The organism is Burkholderia sp. AU31624 (genome assembly GCF_020420065.1).
In the GTDB taxonomy this organism is placed as follows: domain Bacteria; phylum Pseudomonadota; class Gammaproteobacteria; order Burkholderiales; family Burkholderiaceae; genus Burkholderia.
This window is the reverse complement of record NZ_JAIZRT010000007.1, coordinates 529,787-551,315: the sequence shown is the minus strand read 5'-3', so window position 1 is coordinate 551,315 and position 21,529 is coordinate 529,787. Positions and strand designations below refer to the sequence as shown.

Here is a 21,529-nt window from a genome sequence, read left to right as displayed (position 1 = left end):
CAATGGCCCGAGGGTGGCAAACCCACTGACCTGAGACGTTTCTTGTAGCCAACCGGCAAGTGAGTTCTCTTTTATCTTACGGACGAGGAGGACTCGATGAAGAAGCGATTTACCGACGAGCAGATCGTCCGCTTCTCGCGCGAGGCCGAGAGTCGGGACGAGCCGGTGAAGGACCTATGCAAGCACTGTCTGAATGATCGTCAGCAATTGCGCGTTCGTTCCGGCGTACCGCCGCGCTTTCAACGTTCGAACATGAACCGTGTAGTGGATCCGACGATAGCGATCACGCCTCGCATCACACGTGAACACTTTGCCACTAGCGACCCGATATCCGATTGACTTGCAGAACACACCGATCGGAACCGGGTCCTGACGGCCACTGACGAATCGGAGGCCGAGCCGATGGACGTGCATGTTTGATCATCGGCTGGGATGCATTCCGGCGAGGTAGCGCGCCACGATCGAAATGTCTTCGCTGGACAGCATCGCCGCAAGGCCATTCATGGCACCCGTGGGATCCTTGCGTGCGCCGTTTTGAAGTCGGCAAGCTGCTTTGCGAGATAGTCCTGCCCTTGTCCTGCCAAACGCGGCGCCCGGTCTTTACCCCTCAGCGTCGCGCCGTGACAGGCCTGGCAACTTCTCGCCTGGACCAACGTCAGACCACGCTTTTCGAGCTCGGCATCGGCCGGAACATTTTCGTTTCGGGCTGGCGTCTGCTGGGCGAAGTAAGTGGCGAATGCGTCAATCTGCGCATCGGTGAGGCCCTTCGCGAGCGGCCCCATGTACGGGTTGGGCCGCTGGTCATTGGCAATCGCGTGCAACTGGGCTGCGATATAGGCCTTCGGCTGGCCGGACAGCGCCGGGTACCACGTGTTGAGCGACTGGCCCTGTGGGCCGTGGCAAACGAAGCAGGTCTCCTGGATCGGACGGCGCGCGCCTTCCGGCTGGCGCGCGCCCGCTTCAAACTACGGAAAGCACGGAGATCAGTGGCCGGCTGGGGCGGAAATGGCCAAGTATGGTTGGCCACGCAACCGATCAATCGTTCGCGCAGAAGATCGTCGGTGTGATATTTGTGAAGTTCTTCACATCGCCGATCACCTCGGCCGTTCGTGCGGAGGAAAGGGCCATGTTGATCCCCTCCTGATTACCGAACCGCAGTATCGTCACGCATTCGAATGGTTGTGCAGCAGATGCTGGAAACAGCACCTCCGCCGATTGCAAACCGAACTCACTCCATGCCGAGTGGACGAGCGAAGCGTGACTCGATAGGTAATACGCGCGGTCAAACGTTGCGCCTTCAGCAGCCGCGTAGCTCACGATCAGGGTAGTCATATTCAAGTCCGTGTTGAGATGAGGTTGAGAATTGCCTTAAGTAGTTGCGCTGGCGCTCTGCAAACTTGCCGGTGACATTCGTGCCCGGCGCAGCAACTGCCCCCCGAACAGCAACATCCACAACGGCAGCGCTAGCACGATAACCATCTCGCAAACATTCGAGAAATCGTCGAGATCCGGAAAGAAGCCAAACACGAAGAACAACCCAAAAAACCACCCGACAACCTTCAACAGAATCGAGCCTTTCCATCCCGTTTTCTTCAACTGGTTGGCAGCAATCGGTGCCCAGAAGAGCACGAGCGGGCCCTCGCACCACCACAGTCCGTTTTGCGTGCCATTTGCAATGGCCGTCCAAGCGGCTGCTGCAGCGGCCCTCGTCGCATCGTCGCCACCGGCATAAAGGTGTGCAAGTGGGTGATAGACCGCCAACTGGATAGCCGCTCCGCTGATTCCGAGCATCGCATAGAGCCCGATCGCAAACGCAATCATGTTCCCTAGTGCGCCCAGTTCCTCACGAAAGACGAACAGGAAATATCCACCGATGATCAGTACCGCAAGATAAAAGCCAAACACATCTGCCAGCATGGATAGGCGAAATACATCGCGCGTTTCGGGCGGCAGTGCCAGCATCGTTGCGCCGTGAAGCACCATGCCTGCGTCCGAGCCGGTCACCATCGCCGACAACCCGACGTTCGTGTAAGCCAGGATGCCGCCAAGGATGGCGCTCCAGGCGGTAAAGCGCGTCACATTGCGTGAGGTTGCATTCATCACGTTTCTCCGGGCGACGATGTCAATGTCTGCAGGCAACGGGACGGTTCAGCACGATCCCCTCGTTTTGCTTGCGCTCCAAAGCGCAATACGCGTAATAGATTGCGGGCATGAAGTAAGCCCATGCGTTCAAGGCAAGTACAAAAAAATTGAATACGACATTCGTTTCTTCGCCCGGAATCTTGTAAAAATCATAGATACACGCAATGGATCCAGATGAAATCAGCGCGAGCAGTACCGCAAATGCCTGCACCACTGCCCCGATACTCATCAGTCTCTTGATGATATAGGCGAGATAAATCGACAGCAGGGTCCACATCACCACATAGTAGTAGGGCAAAAGCGCCTCGACAAAGTGGGCTGTCACCAAGACGAACGTTCCAGCGGTGGACAACACGAAAAACAGTACGTCCTGGCGGGCGGAAGGCTTATATCCATGCGTGATGGTCATCAGGCCCGCAACTGCAATGATCGGTATGCCAAACCCTCTTGAAAACGAATCAAAGAAGTGCGCAATTTCATACGAAATGGCCGACCCTGTTGAAAAGAAAATAATGGCGTTTGTCGCCGACACTCCAACAACCCACATCTCAATTCCGAGAAGATAATTTCTCTTCCGGATGAATTTACTTCCATAGAAGAATGAGCTCGATGCCAGAATGGCGCTTGAAAGACAAAGAACCAGTGATCTCATATCCATGAAAAATCTCCCTGTTTATATTTGCATCAAGAATCAGTTGTTCTTCGGTGCCAGGCTCGCCAGATAGCTGGCGATCGCCTTGCGGTCCTCCGCAGAAGCGCGTGTCGCGACGATCTTCATCATGCCGGTAGGCTCAGTGCGCGCGCCGGAAGCAAATTCGTCGAATTGGGCCAGCATGTAGTCGTATCCTTGGCCGGCGAGGCGTGGGAATTGATCATGTCCCATCAGTTGCGCGCCGTGGCACGCAGCGCAATTACCCTCGTCCACCAAATGCTTTCCTCGCTCACGCAACTGCTGCTGCGGCGCGAAGTAACGATTTTCCATCGGAGTCGCTCTGGAAAAGTAATCAGCAAGGCCCTTGATCTGGCTGTCACTCATCGTCATCGCCAAAGGCCCCATGTTCGGATTACGTCGGGTCTCGTTGGAAAAATTGTGCAACTGCGTTTTCAGATAGCGCGCCGGTTGACCCGCAAGGCTCGGATAACTTTGATTGAGAGAATTGCCATTGACGCCATGGCAAGCAACACAGGCGTCGGTCAGGTGGGGCCATGATCCGCCATCGGCACCGGAAGCCTCTGCCGACGCCGTGATAAAGCTCTGCAGTCGATAAAGGCCAAGGAGGTCGGAACCGAATACCGCGAGCAACAAGGCAAAAATGACGGGAATGCCGAACAGGATGGTTTTCTTCATCGTCGCTCTCCTACGCCCGACGCAGACCATTCAGCGCCTGCAGGGCGCCTTGATGACCGGAGCGCACGGCCCCGTCCATGTAACCGGCCCAAATATTCGCCGTCTCCGTTCCCGACCAGATCAAATTGCCGCACGGCGGACGCAGCGCTTCACCATGAGTACTCCAGAAGCCCGGCGGAATGGCGGACACACACGTGATGGTCCACGGATCGGCTTTGCCCCAGTCCTGATCGTGATAGGCAATCGGCGAAAGCGCTTCCCGCCCCCACGCCTGGGCATAGAGTTGCACCTGCATGTCCTTCGCGGCATCTAGCTCCGATGGAACCATCGCCCCCTTGAGGAAGGCATTGATGACACCGATCTCCCCTCCGGGCGGAGAGTTGTCGTAGGCCCAGAGAATCGGTCCGTTTACCTGAAAGATGCTGCCGTTCAGGCCTTTTTCACGCCAGAACGGACGACGGTAGACCATCACGGTCTTCCGCGCAGGCGAATAGGCAGGCCAAGCGCGCTGCAGAGCGGCACGCTTTTCCGGCAGGGGCGGATTGAACTGCACCTGATGGCACAGAGCCGGATGGATCGCCATGATGACGCGTCGGGCCCGCACCATGCCGTGATTGGTTTGCAGCGTCACGACATCACGGTTCCAGTCGGAAATCTGCCGAACGGGAGTCGACAGGCGCACCTTGTCGCCCAGCTCCTGCGCCATCCTGGTGCTGAGGATTTGCGAACCGCCAATGAACCGGGTTTCCTGGGCGCTATGCTTGATGCTGTCGAGCTGGAAGTAGTCGCAGTCCGCCGAATTGATCATCGAAAGGAAATGCAACAGCCCCATCTTGGCCGGTGCCACACCACCGGAAAGCATGATGCTGACGTTCCATCCGACCTGATCTTCCGGCTTGATATTTTGCTTGGCGAGCCAATCCCCGACAGAGAGCCGGTCAATCTCGCCAACCTTCGACGATGTCCAGGGAGCCCCGGACGGAACGTCACGTGACAGCTTGCTGAGTTTGGCCGCGATCGTTTCGTCGGTGCCGGCCGTCCCTTTGAGATCGACCGCGACTCTACCGTCACCGCCTAGAATGACCGTCTTTCCGTCGTAATAGGTCGGGAAGGTGCCTATTCCGAGTTCACGTGCAATATCCGCAACAGCGGTCTGGCCTGGACCGATCCACTGCCCGCCGACCTCGGACACATATCCTCCGTCGATGTTGTAATTTAACGTGCGTCCTCCGACACGGTCGCGAGCTTCCAATACCAGAAAAGACTCGCAGCCTGCGTTGCGGAGGTCTCGAGCTGCGGTCAATCCCGCAAGCCCGGCACCCACGATGACAACGTCAAGCACATCGTCCGAATTGCCCTGAGCGATGGCACCGCCTGCACTTGTACTCAAAGCGATACCGCCAACGGCAGCCGAGGCGCTCGCATATTTGAGCCATTTCCTGCGCTGCAGATTGGCCGGGGGATCAGAGAAAGGCCCTTCTTTCATGGTGATTCCGCCACTGTTCTTCATCTAATTAAACGGTCCTTGCCTTCACATCGAAGCAACGAGATCCTTGACCTGGTGCGCGACCGAATGCACAGGCGAGGTCATTTCTCTGTTGCGTGTACGAATCAGGATTTCCGAACTGGTCGATCCGTCACTCAGATCGCGGATGCCAGCTCCGGCACTAGTTGAAAAAGGTCGCCGACGAGGCCGTAGTCGGCTACTCTGAAGATCGGCGCTTCCGGATCCTTGTTGATCGCGACAATCACCTTCGAATCCTTCATCCCGGCCAGATGCTGGATCGCCCCCGAGATGCCGACCGCGATGTACAGTTGCGGCGCGACGATTTTGCCGGTCTGGCCGACTTGATAGTCGTTCGGCACGTAGCCGGCGTCGACGGCCGCGCGCGATGCCCCCAACGCCGCTTGCAGCTTGTCCGCCAGCGGTTCCAGCACCTTCGTGTAGTTTTCGCCGCTGCCGAGGCCACGACCGCCCGACACGATGATGCTTGCCGACGTCAGTTCCGGGCGGTCCAGCTTCGTCACCTCACGGCTCACGAACTGCGACTTGCCCGTATCAGCTGCCGCTTCGATTTTCTCGACCGCCGCGCTGCCACCTTCCGCTGCCACGGGATCGAAACCCGTCGCACGTACCGTGATGACCTTGATCGGGTCGCTCGACTGCACCGTCGCGATTGCGTTGCCCGCGTAGATCGGGCGCTCGAACGTGTCGGCCGACTCGACGGCCGTAATGTCGGAGATCTGCGCGACGTCGAGCTTCGCGGCGATACGCGGCGCGATGTTCTTGCCGTAGACGGTAGCCGGCGCAAGGATGTGCGAGTAGTCCTTCGCGATGTTCAGCGCGGTCGCTTCGACATTTTCCGCGAGACCCGCTTCGAGTTGCGGCGCATCGGCTAGCAACACCTTCGAAACGCCTGCGATCTTCGCTGCCTCATCGGCTGCGCCTTGCGCATTGTGGCCCGCGACCAGCACGTGAATGTCACCGCCAATCTTCGCTGCCGCCGCCACCGTGTTCAACGTCGCGGCCTTGATCGACGCGTTGTCGTGTTCTGCAATCACCAGAATCGTCATTTCTTTCCGCTCCCTCTTACAGCACCTTGGCTTCGGTCTTCAGCTTCTCGACCAGCGTCTTCACGTCCGGCACCTTCACGCCGGCTGCGCGCTCCGGCGGCTCGACCACCTTCAGCGTCTTCAGACGCGGCGTAACGTCGACGCCCAGGTCTTCCGGCTTCACGGTTTCGAGCGGCTTCTTCTTCGCCTTCATGATGTTCGGCAGCGTCACGTAGCGCGGCTCGTTCAGGCGCAGGTCGGTCGTGATGACGGCCGGCAGCGACAGCGACAGCGTTTCCGCGCCACCATCGACTTCGCGTGCGACCGTTGCTTTACCGTCGGCCACCGTGACCTTCGATGCGAACGTCGCTTGCGGCAGGCCTGCCAGCGCGGCCAGCATCTGGCCGGTCTGGTTCGAATCGTCGTCGATCGCCTGCTTGCCGAGGATCACCAGTTGCGGCTGTTCCTTGTCGATCAGCGCCTTCAGGATCTTCGCAACAGCCAGCGGCTCGACGCTGTCGTTCGATTCAACGAGGATCGCGCGATCCGCGCCGATCGCCAGCGCCGTGCGCAGCGATTCCTGCGCTTGCGCGACGCCTACCGACATCGCGATCACTTCGGTCGCGACGCCCGCTTCCTTCAGGCGCACCGCTTCTTCAACAGCGATTTCGTCGAACGGGTTGACACTCATCTTGACGTTCGCCAGATCGACACCGGATCCGTCTGCCTTGACGCGAACTTTCGCGTTGGCGTCCACGACTCGCTTCACTGCCACCAGCACTTTCATTGCTGCTCCTGATTCGATACGTTGATTCCGACTGCCCATTCGATAACGGGATCATTCAATTCGCCTGCCATGCGTCCTCCAGACGCAGGAAGCGCACCCGATTACGTGCCCGTGTCTCGGCACCGGGCGGATAGTCGAATCTGGGCGTCGGAAGCAGGCCGGCCTCGCCGGCCTGCAGGATTTCTGCCTGAACTTGAGCCCGGGTCTTCACCGACGCCGGCCCGACACCTTCCGTCTGGAATCCACCAGACTTTCCCGTATCGACCCCGTCCCTTCCGTCGGCTTGCTCTGCCGTCGACAGCGATACCGAATGCGGAATCGACCGGTCTGGACGAAGATGATTTCCGCCCTGCGCCTGTGCCGAGTCGGTCACGAAAACCACCAACGCGAGAGAAACCGCAAAATTCAATACGGGCACCTTATTCATATGGACTCCAAATATAAGACGTCACACTTTGATGCCGACGTCAGACACCGAGTACGACGGGGCTACGCGCTTCCCCCTGAGGGTGAGTCGGGCCATTGAGCGTGATACTGCCCAGGACCCGCCGCCCTAAACCCTCGGCAATCGTTATTCCTTCGTCCATCCGTTTTGATAGAGCTGTCCGGCCAGCACGCCCAGACGCATCGTGAGATGGTAATTTTCACCGTCTTCGATCAGCGCAGACCGGACATCCCGGAAGATCTTCTCGATCGGATACTCGCGGGTGGTGCCGTTGCCGCCGAAGAGCTGGAGGGCTTCATGCGTGATCTTCATCGCTTCTTCCGTCACGCTGACCTTGGCTTGCGCAGTCGCGTAGGGATGGGTCTGCGGTGACAACCGCGCGAATGCGAGGCTGCGCCGGGCAATGGCACGTGCCATCTCGAGACGGCGCAACATTTCACCAAGACGCAATTGCGTCATCTGATGTTCGATGAGAAGCGTGCCTCCCTGCTTGCGCTCGTGGCAATAGGCCAGCGCCAGTTCAAACGCAGCACGAGCTGCACCGGTGAACACCTGACACATATGCGTTCCGCCGAAAGACCAGGTCGATGCCAGGTTGCCGAGATAGTCATCCTTCAGCGCGATAGCGAAGCGCCTCGGCACCTTGACATTGTCGAAAAAGATCTCGCCCTGCGGCAGCGAGCGCTGGCCAATCTTGTCCAGTGGCTTGCCGCGCGAAATCCCCGGCAGATCAAGCGGAATGATCAACCCGATACCGTTCGTGAATACGCCATGCTCCCCAGTGCTGTAGAAGCCGTCACCGTAATCCGCAGCCATGTACGCGAGCGCGACCTGTGCCACGGCACCGTTCGATACCCACGACGAAAACTGCCCATTGATGACGATTTCGTCGGCACCGACCTTCGCTGAGACGTTTCCAATCGGTTGCTTGCTATCGTGGGCAAGTTCCTGGCGATACAGAACTGCGGCGTCTGAACCGCGATCGGGCTGAGTGTTAGCCCAGCAGCCGACTTTTCCGGAACAGATGTCGATCAGCTCCTGGTTGCCGACCGACTGTGCCATCATCAGCGGCATCCCCGCGGCGCCAATTGACACGGCCAGACCCGAATCGCCCCAGCCGAGCTCTTCGCCGATCATCGATTCGATCCGCACGGCCATCTCTGGCGGGAACTGCGCAATCAGTTGCGGATCGAGCCCGAGCTTTGCGCTCTCGATGATCGCGGCCCAGTAAGGCGATCCGGGGGCGATCACTTCCTCCGGCGTCATGCGATCGAGTTCCCGGCCGATCGGGCGCAGGACGTCACGTGCAAAGCGGTGGACGGTGCTCTGGATCGCACTTTCCTCTTCGCTCAACGGCGTCTCGAAACCGGTCAGTCCGACCGACGGAAATTCCACGTTTTTCTTGAGGCGAATCACGATGTACTCCTTAATTTTTGATATCGGAACAATTTCCGTCATGCGCGCCGAGCGACAGCATTGCGCGCACTACGGTTCACCCAGTCGTCCATTGCATTGACGGCCGCCAATGCCCCATTGACGACACACCATCGAATCGGCTCGGGAAACGTCGACGGCGTCTCGTGATCGATTCCCGCAAGCAGCGGGTTCTCGGTTCCACGAATGCGCTCGGCGATCAATTGCCCAACCATGGACTGCGCACCAACACCATGCCCGGAGCATCCCGCGGAATAATAGATATTCCTGTTCTCGCCGGTTGCGCCGACGACCGGCAACGCATCGTTGGCGAGGCTGATATAGCCGCTCCAGCACGCGCGGATCGGCTGATCCTTCAATGCCGGGAATCGATCCCGCAATGCGATCATCAGTTCGCGATACGCGTCGTAATCCGGCACGCTGGGCGTCCGCGAACCATATTCGTAGTGGAGCCGCTTCGTTGTCACCAGGAGCGTATTGGACGCAGTCAGACGATGACTTTCCATCGTCCAGTGCGGTGTGACGATGCCTTCGCGTCGCGGCCAACCCAATGCAGCCAGTTGTGCTGCGGACAGCGGCTCAGTCTCTATCGCCGAGACCCGCAGCGGTATCACCTTGTCCGCGAGCAGGCCGAGCTGCGGCGTATAGGCGTTTGTGGCCAGCATCAGGACGGGGGCACTTGCGCTCCCTCGCGGCGTCTTCACCTTGATGACCGGCCCTTCGGTGTATGACAACAGAGGCGTGTTCTCGTAAATCTTCACGCCAGCCCGAATGGCCGTACGTCGCAGTCCCATCACGTACTTGCCGGGATTGAGCGTGCCACCGCGCGGTACGTAATTGCCGAATAGAAACGCTGGCGGAATCCCGCGCGCGCGCATCTGGGCATGATCGAGAAACTCGGACTGGAACCCCAACTCGGTGGCAACACGCATGTCCTCGCGCACCTTCTTTTCCTGTGACGGGTCGATACCCGCACGGATCAAGCCGGACTGAACGTAGTCGCAATCGATGCCGTGCTCCTTGAGCTTTCCCTCGACGAAATCGACGGCACCTTCGTAGTATCGGACGATCCTCTTCGCCTTCTCGATTCCAACGTTCTTGAGGAAAAGGTCATATTCGAGCGCCAGCGCGCCGGCAAGATAGCCCGCATTGCGCCCGCTGGCCCCAAACCCGGCAAACTCACGCTCCAGGACGATCACTTTCGCCCCATTCCTGACCAGATCGAGCGCAGCGGAAAGGCCCGCAAACCCAGCGCCGACGATCACCACATCCGCACTGACATCCCCCTCCAGTACGGGCTGCGGATCATCCGGCTTCTCGACCCAGCCGCCAATCGTCCGGTACTTCTCCAGGTCGGCGGTCACTTTGGCTTCCTCCACCGGCTCGGCGTTTGCACTTTGCGTGGCTGCCATGGCCGGCACGACGACCGCAGCTGCCACTGCGCCCTTGACGAAATCACGGCGGGTAATGCCCTTGTGGCTTACCCCATCGTCCTGCTTGCTGTTCGGCTCCTTAACCATGTCGTTCCCCAATCAATGCTTCGTCAGGACGTGAACAGCGAGTGCAGCCTCTTCAACGCCTTGAAATCCACCGCCGTTTTCCTGAATCGCATGACGCGCGCCCTGCACCTGCCGCGCGCCGGCTTCCCCACGCAATTGAGTGACCAGTTCGTAGAGCTGCCCGATACCTGTCGCACCGAGCGGATGGCCTTTCGATTCAAGACCTCCGGATGTGTTGATCGGGATACGCCCGCCGAGTGTGAATTCACCACGCTCGGCTGCCGGGCCGCCCTGGCCGAGCGGCGCCAGGCCAAGGTTCTCGGCCTGGATGATTTCGCCCATCGCTGACGCGTCGTGCACCTCGGCGACATCCATGTCATCCGGACCGAGGCCGGCTTGTTCATAGGCTTGAAGCGCGGCAAGTCGCCCAATGTTCTTCTCCGGCTCCTCAATACGCCGATGCGTGAAACTGCGAATCACGCTCGCTGCGACCCGAATGCAACGGCTGCGATCAACACCGATACGCCGCAGCCCCTCCTCCGTACAAAGGATCGCCGCAGCTGCTCCGTCCGTCACCGGCGCGCACATCGGCAGCGTGATCGGATAAGAGATCGGCGCTGCCGCAAGTACCTCGTCGACCGTGAACGGTTGGCGAAATTGCGAAAGCGGGTTATGAACGGAATGTCCGTGGTTCTTCGCGGAGACCGCGGCGATTTGACGTTGCGTCGTGCCGTAGGTCTTCATGTGATACCGGCACAGTGCGGCGTAGACCGACATGAAGCGGCTGTACGGACGGTCCGATTCCGAGCCGGGAGGCGGCTCGATACCCTCACCCAGCTTCATCAGGTTCGCGAAGTTCTCGTCGACGCGGGACACGTCCCAACCGCCCTCGAACAACGCGAACGACTTCGCCTTGTCCGGAACGTTCATCTTCTCCGCGCCAAGCGCGAGCGCGACGTCGCACGTCCGGGCCTTCAGGCTCTGCACGGCAAGATGCACCGCCGTGCTGCCAGACGCGCATGCATTTTCGACGTTGAACACCGGAATGCCTTCGATCCCGATCTTGCCGAGTACAACCTGCCCCGGAATCGACAACTGGCCTTGCAGCGGCCCGTTGGTAATGCCCGCATAGAAAGCCGCGCCGATCACCTCCGCGCTGCAGCCAGCATCCTTCAGCGCCCCGCGCAGCGCCTCACCGGCGAGATCGTCGAGACTGCGCTCGAAATGCCGGCCGAATACCGTCATCGCGATACCGGCAATGTAGATGTTGCTCATGATGTGTCGCTCGTAGAAAGTAAGCTCAGATCCTGCGTTGCTGCCCTTGCCAGTACTGCTCGCGCAGATCCTTCTTCAGCACCTTTCCGGCCGTACTGCGCGGGAGTGCGGCGACGAAGTCCACACTCTTCGGCGCCTTCACCGAGCCGAGCTTCTCCTTGCACAAAGCGACGAGCTCATCGGCGCTCACTTGCTGGCCGGCATTGAGTTCCACAACTGCCTTCACCGCCTCGCCCCACTTGTCGTCGGGCACGCCGATCACCGCGCAGTCCTGTACGGCCGGATGTGCCCAGATCACCTGCTCGACCTCGCTCGGGTAGACGTTGAAACCGCCGCTGATGATCATGTCCTTCTTGCGGTCGGTAATATGCAGATAGCCTTCCGAATCGAGATGGCCGATGTCACCGGTATGCAGCCAGCCGTCGATAATCGTCTCGGCCGTCTTGTCCGGTGCACGGTAGTAGCCCTTCATCACGAGATCACCGCGCACGCAGATTTCGCCGGTCTCGCCCTGCTTCAGTACTTCGCCGCGATCGCCGAAGACTTCGACTCGCACCAGCGGATTCGGGCGGCCGACCGACGACAGCCGCTCGTCGGATGCCAGCTTGCCGTCGACGAAATGCTCCGACGGCGTCAGGTACGAGATCGACGCTGGCGCTTCCGTCTGGCCGTAGCCGCCCGTCATCACCGGGCCGAACACGTCGATCGCGCGCTTGAGCTTTTCGACCGACATTGGCGCCGCGCCGTACAGGAAGTAGCGCAGTGACGAGAAATCGACCTTGTCGATACCCGGGATGTCGAGCAGCCGATAGATCACGGTCGGCGGCAGGAAGAACTCCGTCACGCGATGCTTCACGATCGCGCCGAGCAGCAGCGCCGGATCGGGCTTCGGCAGCACGACCACCGTGCCGCCACGCGCGGTGCACGGAAGCGACAACATGCCGGCCGTGTGCGTCATCGGCGCCGCGGCGAGATTCACCGGACGCTCGTTGGCGTACGACATCGCGATCATGAATTGCGCGAAATACGTTTGGAGTGAGCGGTGCGTGTTCATCACACCCTTAGGCGCTCCGGTCGTACCGCCCGTGGCCGACAGCGCCACGACGTCGTCCAACGCGTAATCGACGACGGGCGGCGTTACCGGCTGGCCCGCGCTCCAGGTGGCCAACGACGGCGCCCACGGCAGATCGGCGTCGAGGCACACCCACAGCCGAACCTTCGGCAGGCTCGGCCGCAGCGCGTCGATCGATGCCGCGAACGCCTGGTGGAAGAACAGCACCTCGCAGTCGAACGCTTCGAGCACGTACTGGTTCTCGGCCGGCGCGTTGCGCCCGTTCACCGGGATATACGCGAGCCCGGCTCGCCACATCCCGAGCGCGCAGCTCCAGCCAATCACGTCGTTGTCCGCCCACACCGCAGCCTTCGCCTCCTTCGCGAAGCCGGCAGCAAGCAGCCCGTTGGCGATGCGGCACGACAGCTCGCCGATCTCCTGGAACGAGTAGCTGCGGTCGCCCTGGATATACGCAATGCCGTCGGGATTGCTGCGCCACCCGCGGTCGTAGAAATCGATAATGGCCATTTCACAGGTTCCGTTGAGTCTGTACCGATACAGCGGCGGTCGTCACAGTTGAGTGACCGTGGCGCGCGCGAGCCCGCGTTGTTCGAGAAAACCGAGCAGGTAGCGATGGCCGAACGCTTTCGAACCCGATGCGAAGCCAACCTTCGCGGTATCGCCATCCAGGAGCTTGACGGCGGCCGCTGCATGCAACGCGCCGGTCGCGATGTACGGCGTGATACCGTGCAGCGTCGCGCGTACTGCGTTGAGCTGACCGCGACCGATCGCGGAATCGACCGTGCGGTGAAGCGTCGTACGCTCGCGCGGCGGCATCGACGGCGTCGTCGAATCGACGATCTGCTTCAGTACCGCGTCCTGCTGCTCGCGCGGCAGGTCCTTGTACTCCGCATCCCATTTTTGGCCGAGTGCGTGCACCATCTGCATCGCGTTGTTGTCGTAGAAACCAACGCACGAGACACAGCTGCGCACGCGCGAGTCATGCTCGAAGTACACCGGTAGCGACGTGCCGCCCCACGGCAGCGCGAACACCGGCTGCATGAAGTCCGGCGAAACGACGCTGAACGAAGCATGCTGTTCGTGCGGCACCAGTTTCTTTTCCCACAGATAGCAGGCTTCCTGTCGATACCCTTCGAAGATAGTTGCCGTCGAACCCACGCTCACGCCGGCGCCAGCACCACGCGGGCCACGCGTCAGCGTCGAGGTTTCCAGCGCATCGATGCCGGGTGTCTCGAGTGCGAGTTCGGCGGCGATTTCCGCGAACGAGTACATGTACGCATTCGACGGGGACAGCAACAGACCAGCCTGCCGATACTGTTCGTCGAACTGTTCGCGCACCTGGCGAATAAAGTGCTGTTCGCCAGTGGTGTCGAGGTAATGGCAACCTGCCTTGAGCGCAGCTTCGACCGCTACCAGCCCGAAATTGAAGAATGGGCCGACCGTGCTGCACACGACCTTTGCACCACTGAATGCGTGAACGAGCGAGTCGACGTTGTGCTCGGCTTCGATAATTTCGTACGTTGCCGATTCGAGGCGCACGACACGCTGCGCCATCATTTCCTTGGTTCGCCCTGCATTGCGTGCAACGGCCGTGAACGGAATGTTCTGGTCGATCAGCCAGTCCATGATCAACATACCGGTGTAACCGCTTGCGCCGTAGACGACGACGGGATGCTTAGCCATGTTTGTCTCCTGATACGTGGTGGGTGAAAAACTGGATTTCTCGAATCAATCGGTTATGACTTCCTTCCGGGAAAAGACCGAAGCCATGGAATGGACTACCGTGCGCATGATCTCCATTGCGGGTGAAGGGATCGAGCGTGCTCACTGAGCCGCCAGCACGCCGTCGTGCGCGAACAGCATCGTTTTGCCCCTCGCATTGACCAGCGCGGTGGTGAGCGTTGCGCGGTCCTCTCGCTGCGTGACGTCGAACGGGTCGCCAGCCACGCGCTGCGTGAGCGTCAGCCCGTCAAGCCCGACCCCGACCAGCCCGCCACCGGTCGCAACGAGATCGGTGATCGAGCTGTGCACACCCGCGTTCAGTGCGGACCACGTCGCGCCACCATCGCGGCTCTCGAACAGGCTGCCGAGCAAACCGCCGACCACGATTCGGCCGTCGGGCATCGCGACGCCCGACCAGAGCGTCCCTTTCCCGCCCGTCGGCAAATACGCCCAGTTCGTGCCGCTATCGGTCGACTTCAGAACCATCCCCTGTTCCGACACGATGTAGAGCGCGTGTGCAGCATCGGCGAACACGTGATAAAGATTGCGGTCTGCCTTGCCGCCGCCAGGCGGCTTCGGCAGCGTCGTGCGCGTCCACGTCTTGCCACCGTCGTGCGTTTGGAGCATCAGTGACCACAGGCCGACAGCAATGCCATCGTGCTCGCTCGTGAACAGCACAGAGAAAAGCGGCTGGTCGACCGACGTATCGAGCCGTTGTGCTGCCCACGTTTCGCCGCCGTCCTCGGTCGCGAGAATCGAACCCCACTGACCGACCGCCCAGCCGTGCTTCGCATCGGCAAACGTGACGGCCGACAGCGTCGCCGACACGGGCACTCGCCGCGCCTGACGCCAGTTCTTGCCGTCGTCGTCCGACAGCAGCACGACGCCGTGTTCGCCGACTGCGACGATGCGCTTTCCCGCGTACGTCGCGTCCATCAGCATCATGTGTGTAGGCGCGGGCCACGCATGGGCTGGCTTCGCGGCCCACGCGGCAATCGTCCCGTCTCCAGGTTGTGCAAGGACTGCCGAGGCCAAGCAAAACCCAATACCGGCAAATAGAGTCTTAATCATGGTGAATCTCATTAGTGGTGTGCGCGAATGTCAGTGGCTAAACAGAAGCGACCAACCTGATTTCGCTTCGCCGAGCACGGCGGTCGACGGCTGATTCCATACCTGCATGACCGGCGTCCACCGCCAGGTTGCTCCGCCGTCCGACGACGGAGCGACGTCCGAGGCTTCGACTGTGGCGATGTGCGCGCTGTCGTCTCTTGCGGTGGCAGTGATCGACAGAACCGATACGGCCGACTCCGAAAACGCGCCATGAAAGTGAGCGAACGCCGCCATTGCGAAGCAGAAAGTGCCTAAAACAACCAGTGTCTTGCCCATGACCGAGTCTCCGTCAGGATGTTCGTAAGCTTCAGTGACTGAACAGGCCCGGCGCACGCGCCGGCTTGCGACGCGGGAACCAGCGCTCGAGAACAGATGCCAGCGCGGGCAGCGCAGTCATCGCCATCAGCAGATTGACGAGGAACATGAACGCCAGCAGCTTGCCCATGTCGGCCTGAAACTTCAGCGCGGAAAAGCTCCAGGTCGCGACGCCGATCGCCAGTGTGATCGCCGTGAAGATCGTCGCTACGCCGACTTCGAGCATTGCGTGCTGCACTGCTTTCACGATGTCCTGCCCGCCCGCGAGATGTACCTGCAGCCGGTTGTAGATGTAGAACGCGTAGTCGACGCCGATCCCCACGGCCAGCACCATCACCGGCAGCGTCGCCACCGTGAGGCCGATCTGCAGTTCCTTCATGAACCAGTACCCGATGAAGGTTGCAACCGACAGCGGCACGCAGCATGCGATCATTGCCCGCCAGTCGCGGTATGCGAGAAACACGAGAATCAGGATCGCCGCATAGACGTAGAGCATCATCGGCAGCTCGCTTTTCTCGACCTCATCGTTAGTCGCCGCGAGCACACCCGCGTTACCGGCCGCTAGACGCACGGTGATGCCCGGGAACGGGTGTGCCGCCCGGTACTGCTTCACGTCGTCGAGAATCCGGTTGATCGTCGTCGCCTTGTGGTCGGTCAGGAACAGGTGAACGGCCGTCATGCGGCAGTCGCTGCTCATGAAGCCCTTCAGGCGAGACACGTCGACCGACACCTGCCCGTAGTTTTCCGGGTCGATCGGCACGACGTTCATCTTTGGATAGTCCTCGTTGTAGCCCTGGTTGTACGTGCGAAGCAGCGCCGAATACGACTGCACGGACACCACGCCCGGCTCGGTGCGCATCGCCGCCGAGAAGTCGTCCTCGTACAGGCCAACCGCCGGGTTATTGCAGGCGTTGCCGGTCGACTCGACGGCGACCGTCAACCAGTCGAGGCCCATGTCGTAGTTGCCGGCGATCGACGTCGCATCCCGGTTGAAACGCGCATCCGCGCGCAGTTCCGGTGCGCCCGGCTGCAGCGTGCCGATCACGCGGTCGCGGCTTTGCCATGCGGCCAGCGCGAACACCACCAGCGTCAGCGCGAGCGTCACACCCGCCACCTTCGGCTGAGCAACGCGGGCAAGCGGGCGCAGCCACGCCGCGCGGCGCTCCGCGCGCTGCAGCGCGCTGCTTGCATAGCCCTTCGTGAAGTTGAAGCACGACGCGGCGACCGGCAGCAGGATCAGGTTCGTGACGATCTTGTAGGCCACGCCGAGCGACGCGGTGATCGCGAGCTCGCGCACCATTGGAATCGGGATCAACAGCAACGTGATGAACGACACGAACGCGGTGATCAACGCCAGCACGCCCGGAATCAGCAACCCGCTGAAACTGCGTCGAGCAGCGTCATACGAACTCTGCCCATGCGCGATTTCGCGCACGATGAAGTTCACCTGTTGCACGCCATGCGACACGCCGATCGCAAACACCAGGAACGGCACCAGCACCGCGAGCGGATCGAGACCGAAGCCGAGCAGCTTCAACGTGCCGAACTGCCAGACCAGCGAGGTCAGCGAGCAGGCGATCAGCAGCACCGTGAAGCGCACCGAATGGCAGTACCAGTAGACCGCGAGCGCGGTCAGCAGCAGCGCAACGCCGCAGAAGCCAAGCACGGCCGTCGCGCCATCGGCGATATCGCCGATCTGCTTGGCAAAGCCGATGATCTGGATCTCGTAGCCGGCGTCCTCGAACGGCTTGCGAATCTGCTGCTCGAGCTGGTGATTGAACGCCACGTAGTCGAGCACCTTGCCGGTCCGATCGCGCTCGTTCAGCTCGGCCGTGATCATCGCGCTGTCTTCGCCGTGCGATACGAGCGTGCCGACATAGCCGCCAAGCGTAGTCGCGCGCCGGATCTTTTCGACCACCTCCGGCGTCAGCTGGTCCGGCGTGATCGTGCCCGGGATGATCGGCTCCGCGCGGAAGCCCTCGTCGGTCACTTCGTTGACGAACGCGTTCGGCGTCCACAGCGAGCGCACACCGATCCGGTCGACATTTGGCAGGTAGGTGACGGCCTGCGTGACCTTGTAGAGCCGCGTCAATCCCGCCGGCGTCCAGATCGAGCCGTGCTTCGCGCGGACGACGACGGTGATCCGGTTCGCGCCGAGCAGATCGTTCCGGTATTGCTGGAACGTCCGGATATATTCGTGGCCGATCGGCATCTGCTTCTCGAAGCCGGCATCCATGCGCAACTGCACCGCGAACACGGCCATCGCGGCGGTGAACAGGCCGATCACCGCGAGCACGATCGCGCGATGACCGAAGAAGAGCCTTTCCAGGCGGCTGACCAGACGATTGAGCACGTCGTAACCCCTTCAATTGTTGCGGCAGCGCACGACGTGCGCTGCACCGAACCGATGCACCCGTCAGAAGTTCCGGGTCACGAACAAGCCGACGAAATTCCGGTCCGCATATGGCTGCCCGACCGTCTGATGTCCGCCGAAGAACGCGGTGAAATTGATACCGGCCTGCCAGTTCGGCGGATTCTGGTTGAACAGCACATAGACGTTCAGCGACTTCGCACCCTGCATATAATTCGCGGTGAACGTCGGGGTATAGCCGTAAAGGCCGTCCGAGAAAGTCACGCCGGGCGTCACCTGCCAGCCGGGGATCAGCGTGCCGTCGTAGGTCCAGTTGAAATCGATCGTCGCCCCCACCGAGCTTGCCGTGCCCTGCGCCATCGTGATCGGGTAGCCAAGCCCCGAGCTGTTGTTCAGCCACGGCAGATAACCGGTGGCCGGCACCTGCGTCACGGGTTGACCGTCGATCGTGCGCGTTACGCCATTCGCGTTCAGGCCCGGGTAGTAGATCCACGTCAGTTCCCACGTCAGCGCGGCCGAATCCGCACCAAGCCACTTCAGGAACGGGTACTCGCTGCGCGTGAGTGCAAGCAGGCCGTTGAGGTCGTACTGGAACTTCTTCTTGTCGGCCCATTGCTGGCAATTGATGCCGGCCACGCCGTTCGTGTTCAAGTCGGGCGGACCACCCGCGCCGTAGCAGCTCGACAGCGCGACCGCGTCGCGCGGCCGGTACGACAGCTCGGTCCCGATCGCCCACGGTCCGAGACCAAAGTTCGCGCTCACACCGAACAGCTGCCGACGGCCGAGATAGGACCATTGCTCGGTTCCGTTCGCGAGCGACGTCAGTACCGGCGATTTGTCCGTGTAGTTCAGGTAGTAGAACGCGAAGTTCGCATCGAACGAACGTGGCGAATAGTTGAACTTCACGCCGAACTGCGGACGGTATTTCGCCGGCAGGTTCGTCGTGCTGGGCAAGCCGATGTCGTTGAACGGCGGGCCCGCATACGCGCCGTTCACGAGCCCGTTCTTGATCGCGTTGAGCGTGTCCTGGTTGCCCGCGGCGGCTCCTCCGCCAATCGCATTGGCAATCGTGCCAGCGCTCGGGCCAATCACGTTCAGGTTATTCGTGTTGATCGTGAACGGTTCCGCACCACGACCGAAGCCGTTGGTCACCGACCAGTACGAACCGACGGGCGGATAGCGGTTTCCGTTCCACTGAAACTGGTAATAGGCTTCGGTGCTGAACCCGTGCGACAGGTCGGCGGCGACGCTCAGCATCGGTGCCGGCAGCAGTGCCTGCTTGAGTTGCGAACCGGGGATCAGCAACTTCTGCGTGTCGATCGAGTTGGTCGCGTTGATACCACTCTGGGCGAACATGCTCTCGCCCCAGTTGATCACCTGGTTGCCTAGCCGCACGTGCGCGCTCCTGCCGTCGATCGTGAAGTCCTTCTGCGCCCACAGATCGAGCAATTGCGCGTTGTACACCACCTGCGCCGAGGCCGTGCTCGACAGCGGCGTTCTGGCCGTTCTCCCAGCGAGAAAGTCGTACATCCCCGTGCCGCGCACCATGAACTTCAGTCCCTGGCTCGGCATTTTCAGCAGCAGCTCGCTGGTCGCACTGACGTACGTGCTGAACGGTTGGCCCTTGCGGTAGTTCAAGTCGCCGTTGTCTGCATAACCCCATTGATTGGTATTCGCAGCCGCACCGCAGCCGTATGCGTTCGGGTCGCCAGTGAGCGAACAACTGGGGCTCTTCGTGCGAAGCCCCATCCCGGCCGTGAGATTGCTGACCCACGACCCCTGGATGCTTCCGTCCGATATCGTGAAATCGTAGCCGTACGCATTCGACGTCGCGATGCCAGCGCTCGTGGCCGCAATCACGACCGTAGTATTCCTTATTATTTTCGCTGATTTCATGACCTGTCTCCTCCCCTGTTTCGACGCCGGCACGCGTCGTTGCGCGTGCCAGCCTTCGAGTCAATCGGTCCGCGACCGTCAGCGTTCGCTGACCGAGCGCAGCGACTCTGCGGTGTAGAAATCGGACTTGAAGCGCGGATCATCTGCCTGATCGAACCAGCGAATGTCCTTGCCCTGCCCGATCGACGACGCGTCGAGCAAGTAGCGGCCGGTGATCATGTCGTACTGCGCCATCGGCTCGTTGTCGCATGTCCCGCCGAGCTCCCATACCGGAATCGGGTAGCTCTCGCGCACCTTCCACAGCTTGCCCTGCGCGTCGTAGTCCTCGCCGACGAGTGCGAGCCAGCTGTCTTCATCGAGATAGAACACCTTCTTCGACGCAACATGACGCGCGCTCGGCTTCAACGTCGCCTCGACCACCCATACCCGGTGCGTCTCGTAGCGGCGGTTTGCGGCAGCGATACCATCGGACGTGGCGACGTCGTGCAGCTTGCTCTTGAACTTGTACATGCCGAACGCGTTGTACGGCACGATCAATTCGCGCTTGCCGACGAGCTTCCAGTTGAATCGGTCGAGCGAGCCGTTGATCATGTTCGCCTCATCGATCAGGTACTGGTTCTCGAACCCGATCAGAGGCGCGTCATGCGTATAGGCCGGCATACGTCTCACGCGCCGCTGGCCCGGAAAGTAGTAATAAGTCTCCGAGTCCTTGTTGAAGTACTGTCGCTGGACGAAAGCCTGACCGGCCAGCGCAGCGGGCGAATTCATCTGAAAGTACACGGCCGTGCTCAACTGGTCGACGTCCTGCGGCGAGCGCTTGCCGAGCTTGCCCGATGGGAAGTAGAACGTCTGCGGACCAACCGCGTCGATCCAGTCGCTGCTGCCTGGGCGCGGCGAAATAGCGGTCACGACCTGCGCCCAGTCGATTCCTTCGCCGCGATAGCGCATCTCGTAGTTCAGGATCGCTTCCACGCCGCTCTTCGGCTGCGGAAACGGTACGCCCGGCAACACGGCGGCCGCGAGGTTCTCGCCGGTCGAATCCAGTTTCGCCGCCGTCAGGTTCGCCTTCGAGTTCTGCTCCGCGGCATCCGGCAACTGGCATTCCCGATGCGACGGATAGACGTCCATCCGGTAGCCCTTCTTCTGCTTGATCAGTGCGACCTGACCTGGCGACAGCTTGTCCGCATACTTGTCGACGTTCGCGGCATCGATCGAATACAGCGCCTTCTCGTTGCGGTGCTTCCAGAAATCGGCGCGCACCTTGCCCCACTCCCACCCGGAATCGGGCGATTGCTTGCCGGTGTATGCCGACACTGCGCCGTCCTTGCTTGCCGCGCGATCGGAACCTGTCGGCGTCAGGTCGTCGGCCGCAACCGCCGTACCGATCGCGAGACATGCAGCGGCCGTGATCGCGGACACGGTCCAGATTTTAGGCTTCATCATCACTGTTCTCCTTCCACTCCGCCTTCGCTCGCCCATCGCGGACGAAACGCACTAATTTCGATCGCCTTCGTCAGCCGACGATTGCGTCGCTCCCTGACAATGGCCGGCCCCGGTTTC

General features: G+C 60.9%; 19 protein-coding genes and 1 pseudogene. 1 reads left to right on the top strand and 19 read right to left on the bottom strand.

Annotation, left to right across the window (positions count from 1 at the left end; genetic code table 11):
* Window positions 1–96: 96 nt before the first annotated feature.
* Window positions 97–339 (top strand): hypothetical protein, encoded by a 243-nt coding sequence (locus LGM89_RS26805; RefSeq protein WP_226274533.1) that lies wholly within the window; start codon window positions 97–99, stop codon window positions 337–339.
* Between the two features lie 81 nt (window positions 340–420).
* On the opposite strand, the pseudogene LGM89_RS26800 reads toward LGM89_RS26805, so the two are convergent.
* From LGM89_RS26800 to LGM89_RS26710, 19 genes and pseudogenes are all read right to left on the bottom strand, one after another.
* Window positions 421–938: pseudogene (locus LGM89_RS26800) on the bottom strand (c-type cytochrome); the annotation flags it as partial.
* 97 nt (window positions 939–1,035) lie between these two features.
* The gene (locus tag LGM89_RS26795) at window positions 1,036–1,332 is read right to left on the bottom strand and encodes an EthD family reductase (RefSeq protein ID WP_226274485.1); all 297 of its coding nucleotides are present in this window, start codon (window positions 1,330–1,332) and stop codon (window positions 1,036–1,038) included.
* Between the two features lie 36 nt (window positions 1,333–1,368).
* A complete protein-coding gene (locus LGM89_RS26790) occupies window positions 1,369–2,100 on the bottom strand; it encodes a hypothetical protein (RefSeq protein WP_226274484.1) in 732 nt (243 codons plus the stop codon).
* 22 nt (window positions 2,101–2,122) lie between these two features.
* Window positions 2,123–2,800, bottom strand: coding sequence for a hypothetical protein (locus LGM89_RS26785; protein ID WP_226274483.1), 678 nt, complete (start codon window positions 2,798–2,800; stop codon window positions 2,123–2,125).
* A 33-nt stretch (window positions 2,801–2,833) separates the two neighbouring features.
* Window positions 2,834–3,490: a c-type cytochrome gene (locus tag LGM89_RS26780; RefSeq protein WP_226274482.1), complete on the bottom strand. Its 657-nt coding sequence runs from the start codon at window positions 3,488–3,490 to the stop codon at window positions 2,834–2,836.
* Window positions 3,491–3,500: 10 nt separating this feature from the next.
* Entirely contained in the window at window positions 3,501–5,000 is a 1,500-nt protein-coding gene (locus LGM89_RS26775; RefSeq protein WP_413227481.1) for an FAD-dependent oxidoreductase, read from the bottom strand.
* Between the two features lie 131 nt (window positions 5,001–5,131).
* On the bottom strand, window positions 5,132–6,064 hold the full coding sequence (locus LGM89_RS26770) for an electron transfer flavoprotein subunit alpha/FixB family protein (RefSeq protein WP_226274481.1): 933 nt from the start codon (window positions 6,062–6,064) through the stop codon (window positions 5,132–5,134).
* Between the two features lie 16 nt (window positions 6,065–6,080).
* Window positions 6,081–6,830 (bottom strand): electron transfer flavoprotein subunit beta/FixA family protein, encoded by a 750-nt coding sequence (locus tag LGM89_RS26765; RefSeq protein WP_226274480.1) that lies wholly within the window; start codon window positions 6,828–6,830, stop codon window positions 6,081–6,083.
* A 55-nt stretch (window positions 6,831–6,885) separates the two neighbouring features.
* Window positions 6,886–7,257, bottom strand: a complete 372-nt coding sequence (locus LGM89_RS26760) for a DUF4148 domain-containing protein (protein ID WP_226274479.1) — start codon at window positions 7,255–7,257, stop codon at window positions 6,886–6,888.
* 144 nt (window positions 7,258–7,401) lie between these two features.
* Window positions 7,402–8,691 (bottom strand): acyl-CoA dehydrogenase family protein, encoded by a 1,290-nt coding sequence (locus tag LGM89_RS26755; protein WP_226274478.1) that lies wholly within the window; start codon window positions 8,689–8,691, stop codon window positions 7,402–7,404.
* A 38-nt stretch (window positions 8,692–8,729) separates the two neighbouring features.
* Complete coding sequence (locus tag LGM89_RS26750; protein WP_413227480.1) at window positions 8,730–10,229, bottom strand: NAD(P)/FAD-dependent oxidoreductase; 1,500 nt, start codon at window positions 10,227–10,229, stop codon at window positions 8,730–8,732.
* Window positions 10,230–10,241: 12 nt separating this feature from the next.
* A complete protein-coding gene (locus LGM89_RS26745; RefSeq protein WP_226274477.1) occupies window positions 10,242–11,483 on the bottom strand; it encodes a thiolase family protein in 1,242 nt (413 codons plus the stop codon).
* Window positions 11,484–11,508: 25 nt separating this feature from the next.
* Complete coding sequence (locus tag LGM89_RS26740; protein ID WP_226274476.1) at window positions 11,509–13,062, bottom strand: AMP-binding protein; 1,554 nt, start codon at window positions 13,060–13,062, stop codon at window positions 11,509–11,511.
* A 42-nt stretch (window positions 13,063–13,104) separates the two neighbouring features.
* On the bottom strand, window positions 13,105–14,238 hold the full coding sequence (locus LGM89_RS26735; protein WP_226274475.1) for a saccharopine dehydrogenase family protein: 1,134 nt from the start codon (window positions 14,236–14,238) through the stop codon (window positions 13,105–13,107).
* 141 nt (window positions 14,239–14,379) lie between these two features.
* Window positions 14,380–15,348 carry a WD40/YVTN/BNR-like repeat-containing protein gene (locus LGM89_RS26730; RefSeq protein ID WP_226274474.1) on the bottom strand — a complete coding sequence of 323 codons (969 nt, stop codon included), beginning with the start codon at window positions 15,346–15,348 and terminating at the stop codon, window positions 14,380–14,382.
* Window positions 15,349–15,378: 30 nt separating this feature from the next.
* The gene (locus tag LGM89_RS26725) at window positions 15,379–15,663 is read right to left on the bottom strand and encodes a hypothetical protein (RefSeq protein WP_226274473.1); all 285 of its coding nucleotides are present in this window, start codon (window positions 15,661–15,663) and stop codon (window positions 15,379–15,381) included.
* Window positions 15,664–15,694: 31 nt separating this feature from the next.
* Entirely contained in the window at window positions 15,695–18,055 is a 2,361-nt protein-coding gene (locus LGM89_RS26720; RefSeq protein WP_226274472.1) for an efflux RND transporter permease subunit, read from the bottom strand.
* A gap of 63 nt (window positions 18,056–18,118) precedes the next feature.
* Window positions 18,119–19,969 (bottom strand): DUF1302 domain-containing protein, encoded by a 1,851-nt coding sequence (locus tag LGM89_RS26715; protein ID WP_226274471.1) that lies wholly within the window; start codon window positions 19,967–19,969, stop codon window positions 18,119–18,121.
* A gap of 78 nt (window positions 19,970–20,047) precedes the next feature.
* Window positions 20,048–21,412, bottom strand: coding sequence for a DUF1329 domain-containing protein (locus LGM89_RS26710; protein ID WP_226274470.1), 1,365 nt, complete (start codon window positions 21,410–21,412; stop codon window positions 20,048–20,050).
* Between the last annotated feature and the right edge of the window lie 117 nt (window positions 21,413–21,529).

Excerpts from the sequence above, each read along its gene's own strand:
- LGM89_RS26805 (WP_226274533.1), top strand. The coding sequence starts at position 97 with ATGAAGAAGCGATTTACCGACGAGCAGATCGTCCGCTTCTCGCGCGAG.
- LGM89_RS26795 (WP_226274485.1), bottom strand. The coding sequence starts at position 1,332 with ATGACTACCCTGATCGTGAGCTACGCGGCTGCTGAAGGCGCAACGTTT.
- LGM89_RS26790 (WP_226274484.1), bottom strand. The coding sequence starts at position 2,100 with ATGAATGCAACCTCACGCAATGTGACGCGCTTTACCGCCTGGAGCGCC.
- LGM89_RS26785 (WP_226274483.1), bottom strand. The coding sequence starts at position 2,800 with ATGGATATGAGATCACTGGTTCTTTGTCTTTCAAGCGCCATTCTGGCA.
- LGM89_RS26780 (WP_226274482.1), bottom strand. The coding sequence starts at position 3,490 with ATGAAGAAAACCATCCTGTTCGGCATTCCCGTCATTTTTGCCTTGTTG.
- LGM89_RS26775 (WP_413227481.1), bottom strand. The coding sequence starts at position 5,000 with ATGAAGAACAGTGGCGGAATCACCATGAAAGAAGGGCCTTTCTCTGAT.
- LGM89_RS26770 (WP_226274481.1), bottom strand. The coding sequence starts at position 6,064 with ATGACGATTCTGGTGATTGCAGAACACGACAACGCGTCGATCAAGGCC.
- LGM89_RS26765 (WP_226274480.1), bottom strand. The coding sequence starts at position 6,830 with ATGAAAGTGCTGGTGGCAGTGAAGCGAGTCGTGGACGCCAACGCGAAA.
- LGM89_RS26760 (WP_226274479.1), bottom strand. The coding sequence starts at position 7,257 with ATGAATAAGGTGCCCGTATTGAATTTTGCGGTTTCTCTCGCGTTGGTG.
- LGM89_RS26750 (WP_413227480.1), bottom strand. The coding sequence starts at position 10,229 with ATGGTTAAGGAGCCGAACAGCAAGCAGGACGATGGGGTAAGCCACAAG.
- LGM89_RS26745 (WP_226274477.1), bottom strand. The coding sequence starts at position 11,483 with ATGAGCAACATCTACATTGCCGGTATCGCGATGACGGTATTCGGCCGG.
- LGM89_RS26740 (WP_226274476.1), bottom strand. The coding sequence starts at position 13,062 with ATGGCCATTATCGATTTCTACGACCGCGGGTGGCGCAGCAATCCCGAC.
- LGM89_RS26735 (WP_226274475.1), bottom strand. The coding sequence starts at position 14,238 with ATGGCTAAGCATCCCGTCGTCGTCTACGGCGCAAGCGGTTACACCGGT.
- LGM89_RS26730 (WP_226274474.1), bottom strand. The coding sequence starts at position 15,348 with ATGATTAAGACTCTATTTGCCGGTATTGGGTTTTGCTTGGCCTCGGCA.
- LGM89_RS26725 (WP_226274473.1), bottom strand. The coding sequence starts at position 15,663 with ATGGGCAAGACACTGGTTGTTTTAGGCACTTTCTGCTTCGCAATGGCG.
- LGM89_RS26715 (WP_226274471.1), bottom strand. The coding sequence starts at position 19,969 with ATGAAATCAGCGAAAATAATAAGGAATACTACGGTCGTGATTGCGGCC.
- LGM89_RS26710 (WP_226274470.1), bottom strand. The coding sequence starts at position 21,412 with ATGATGAAGCCTAAAATCTGGACCGTGTCCGCGATCACGGCCGCTGCA.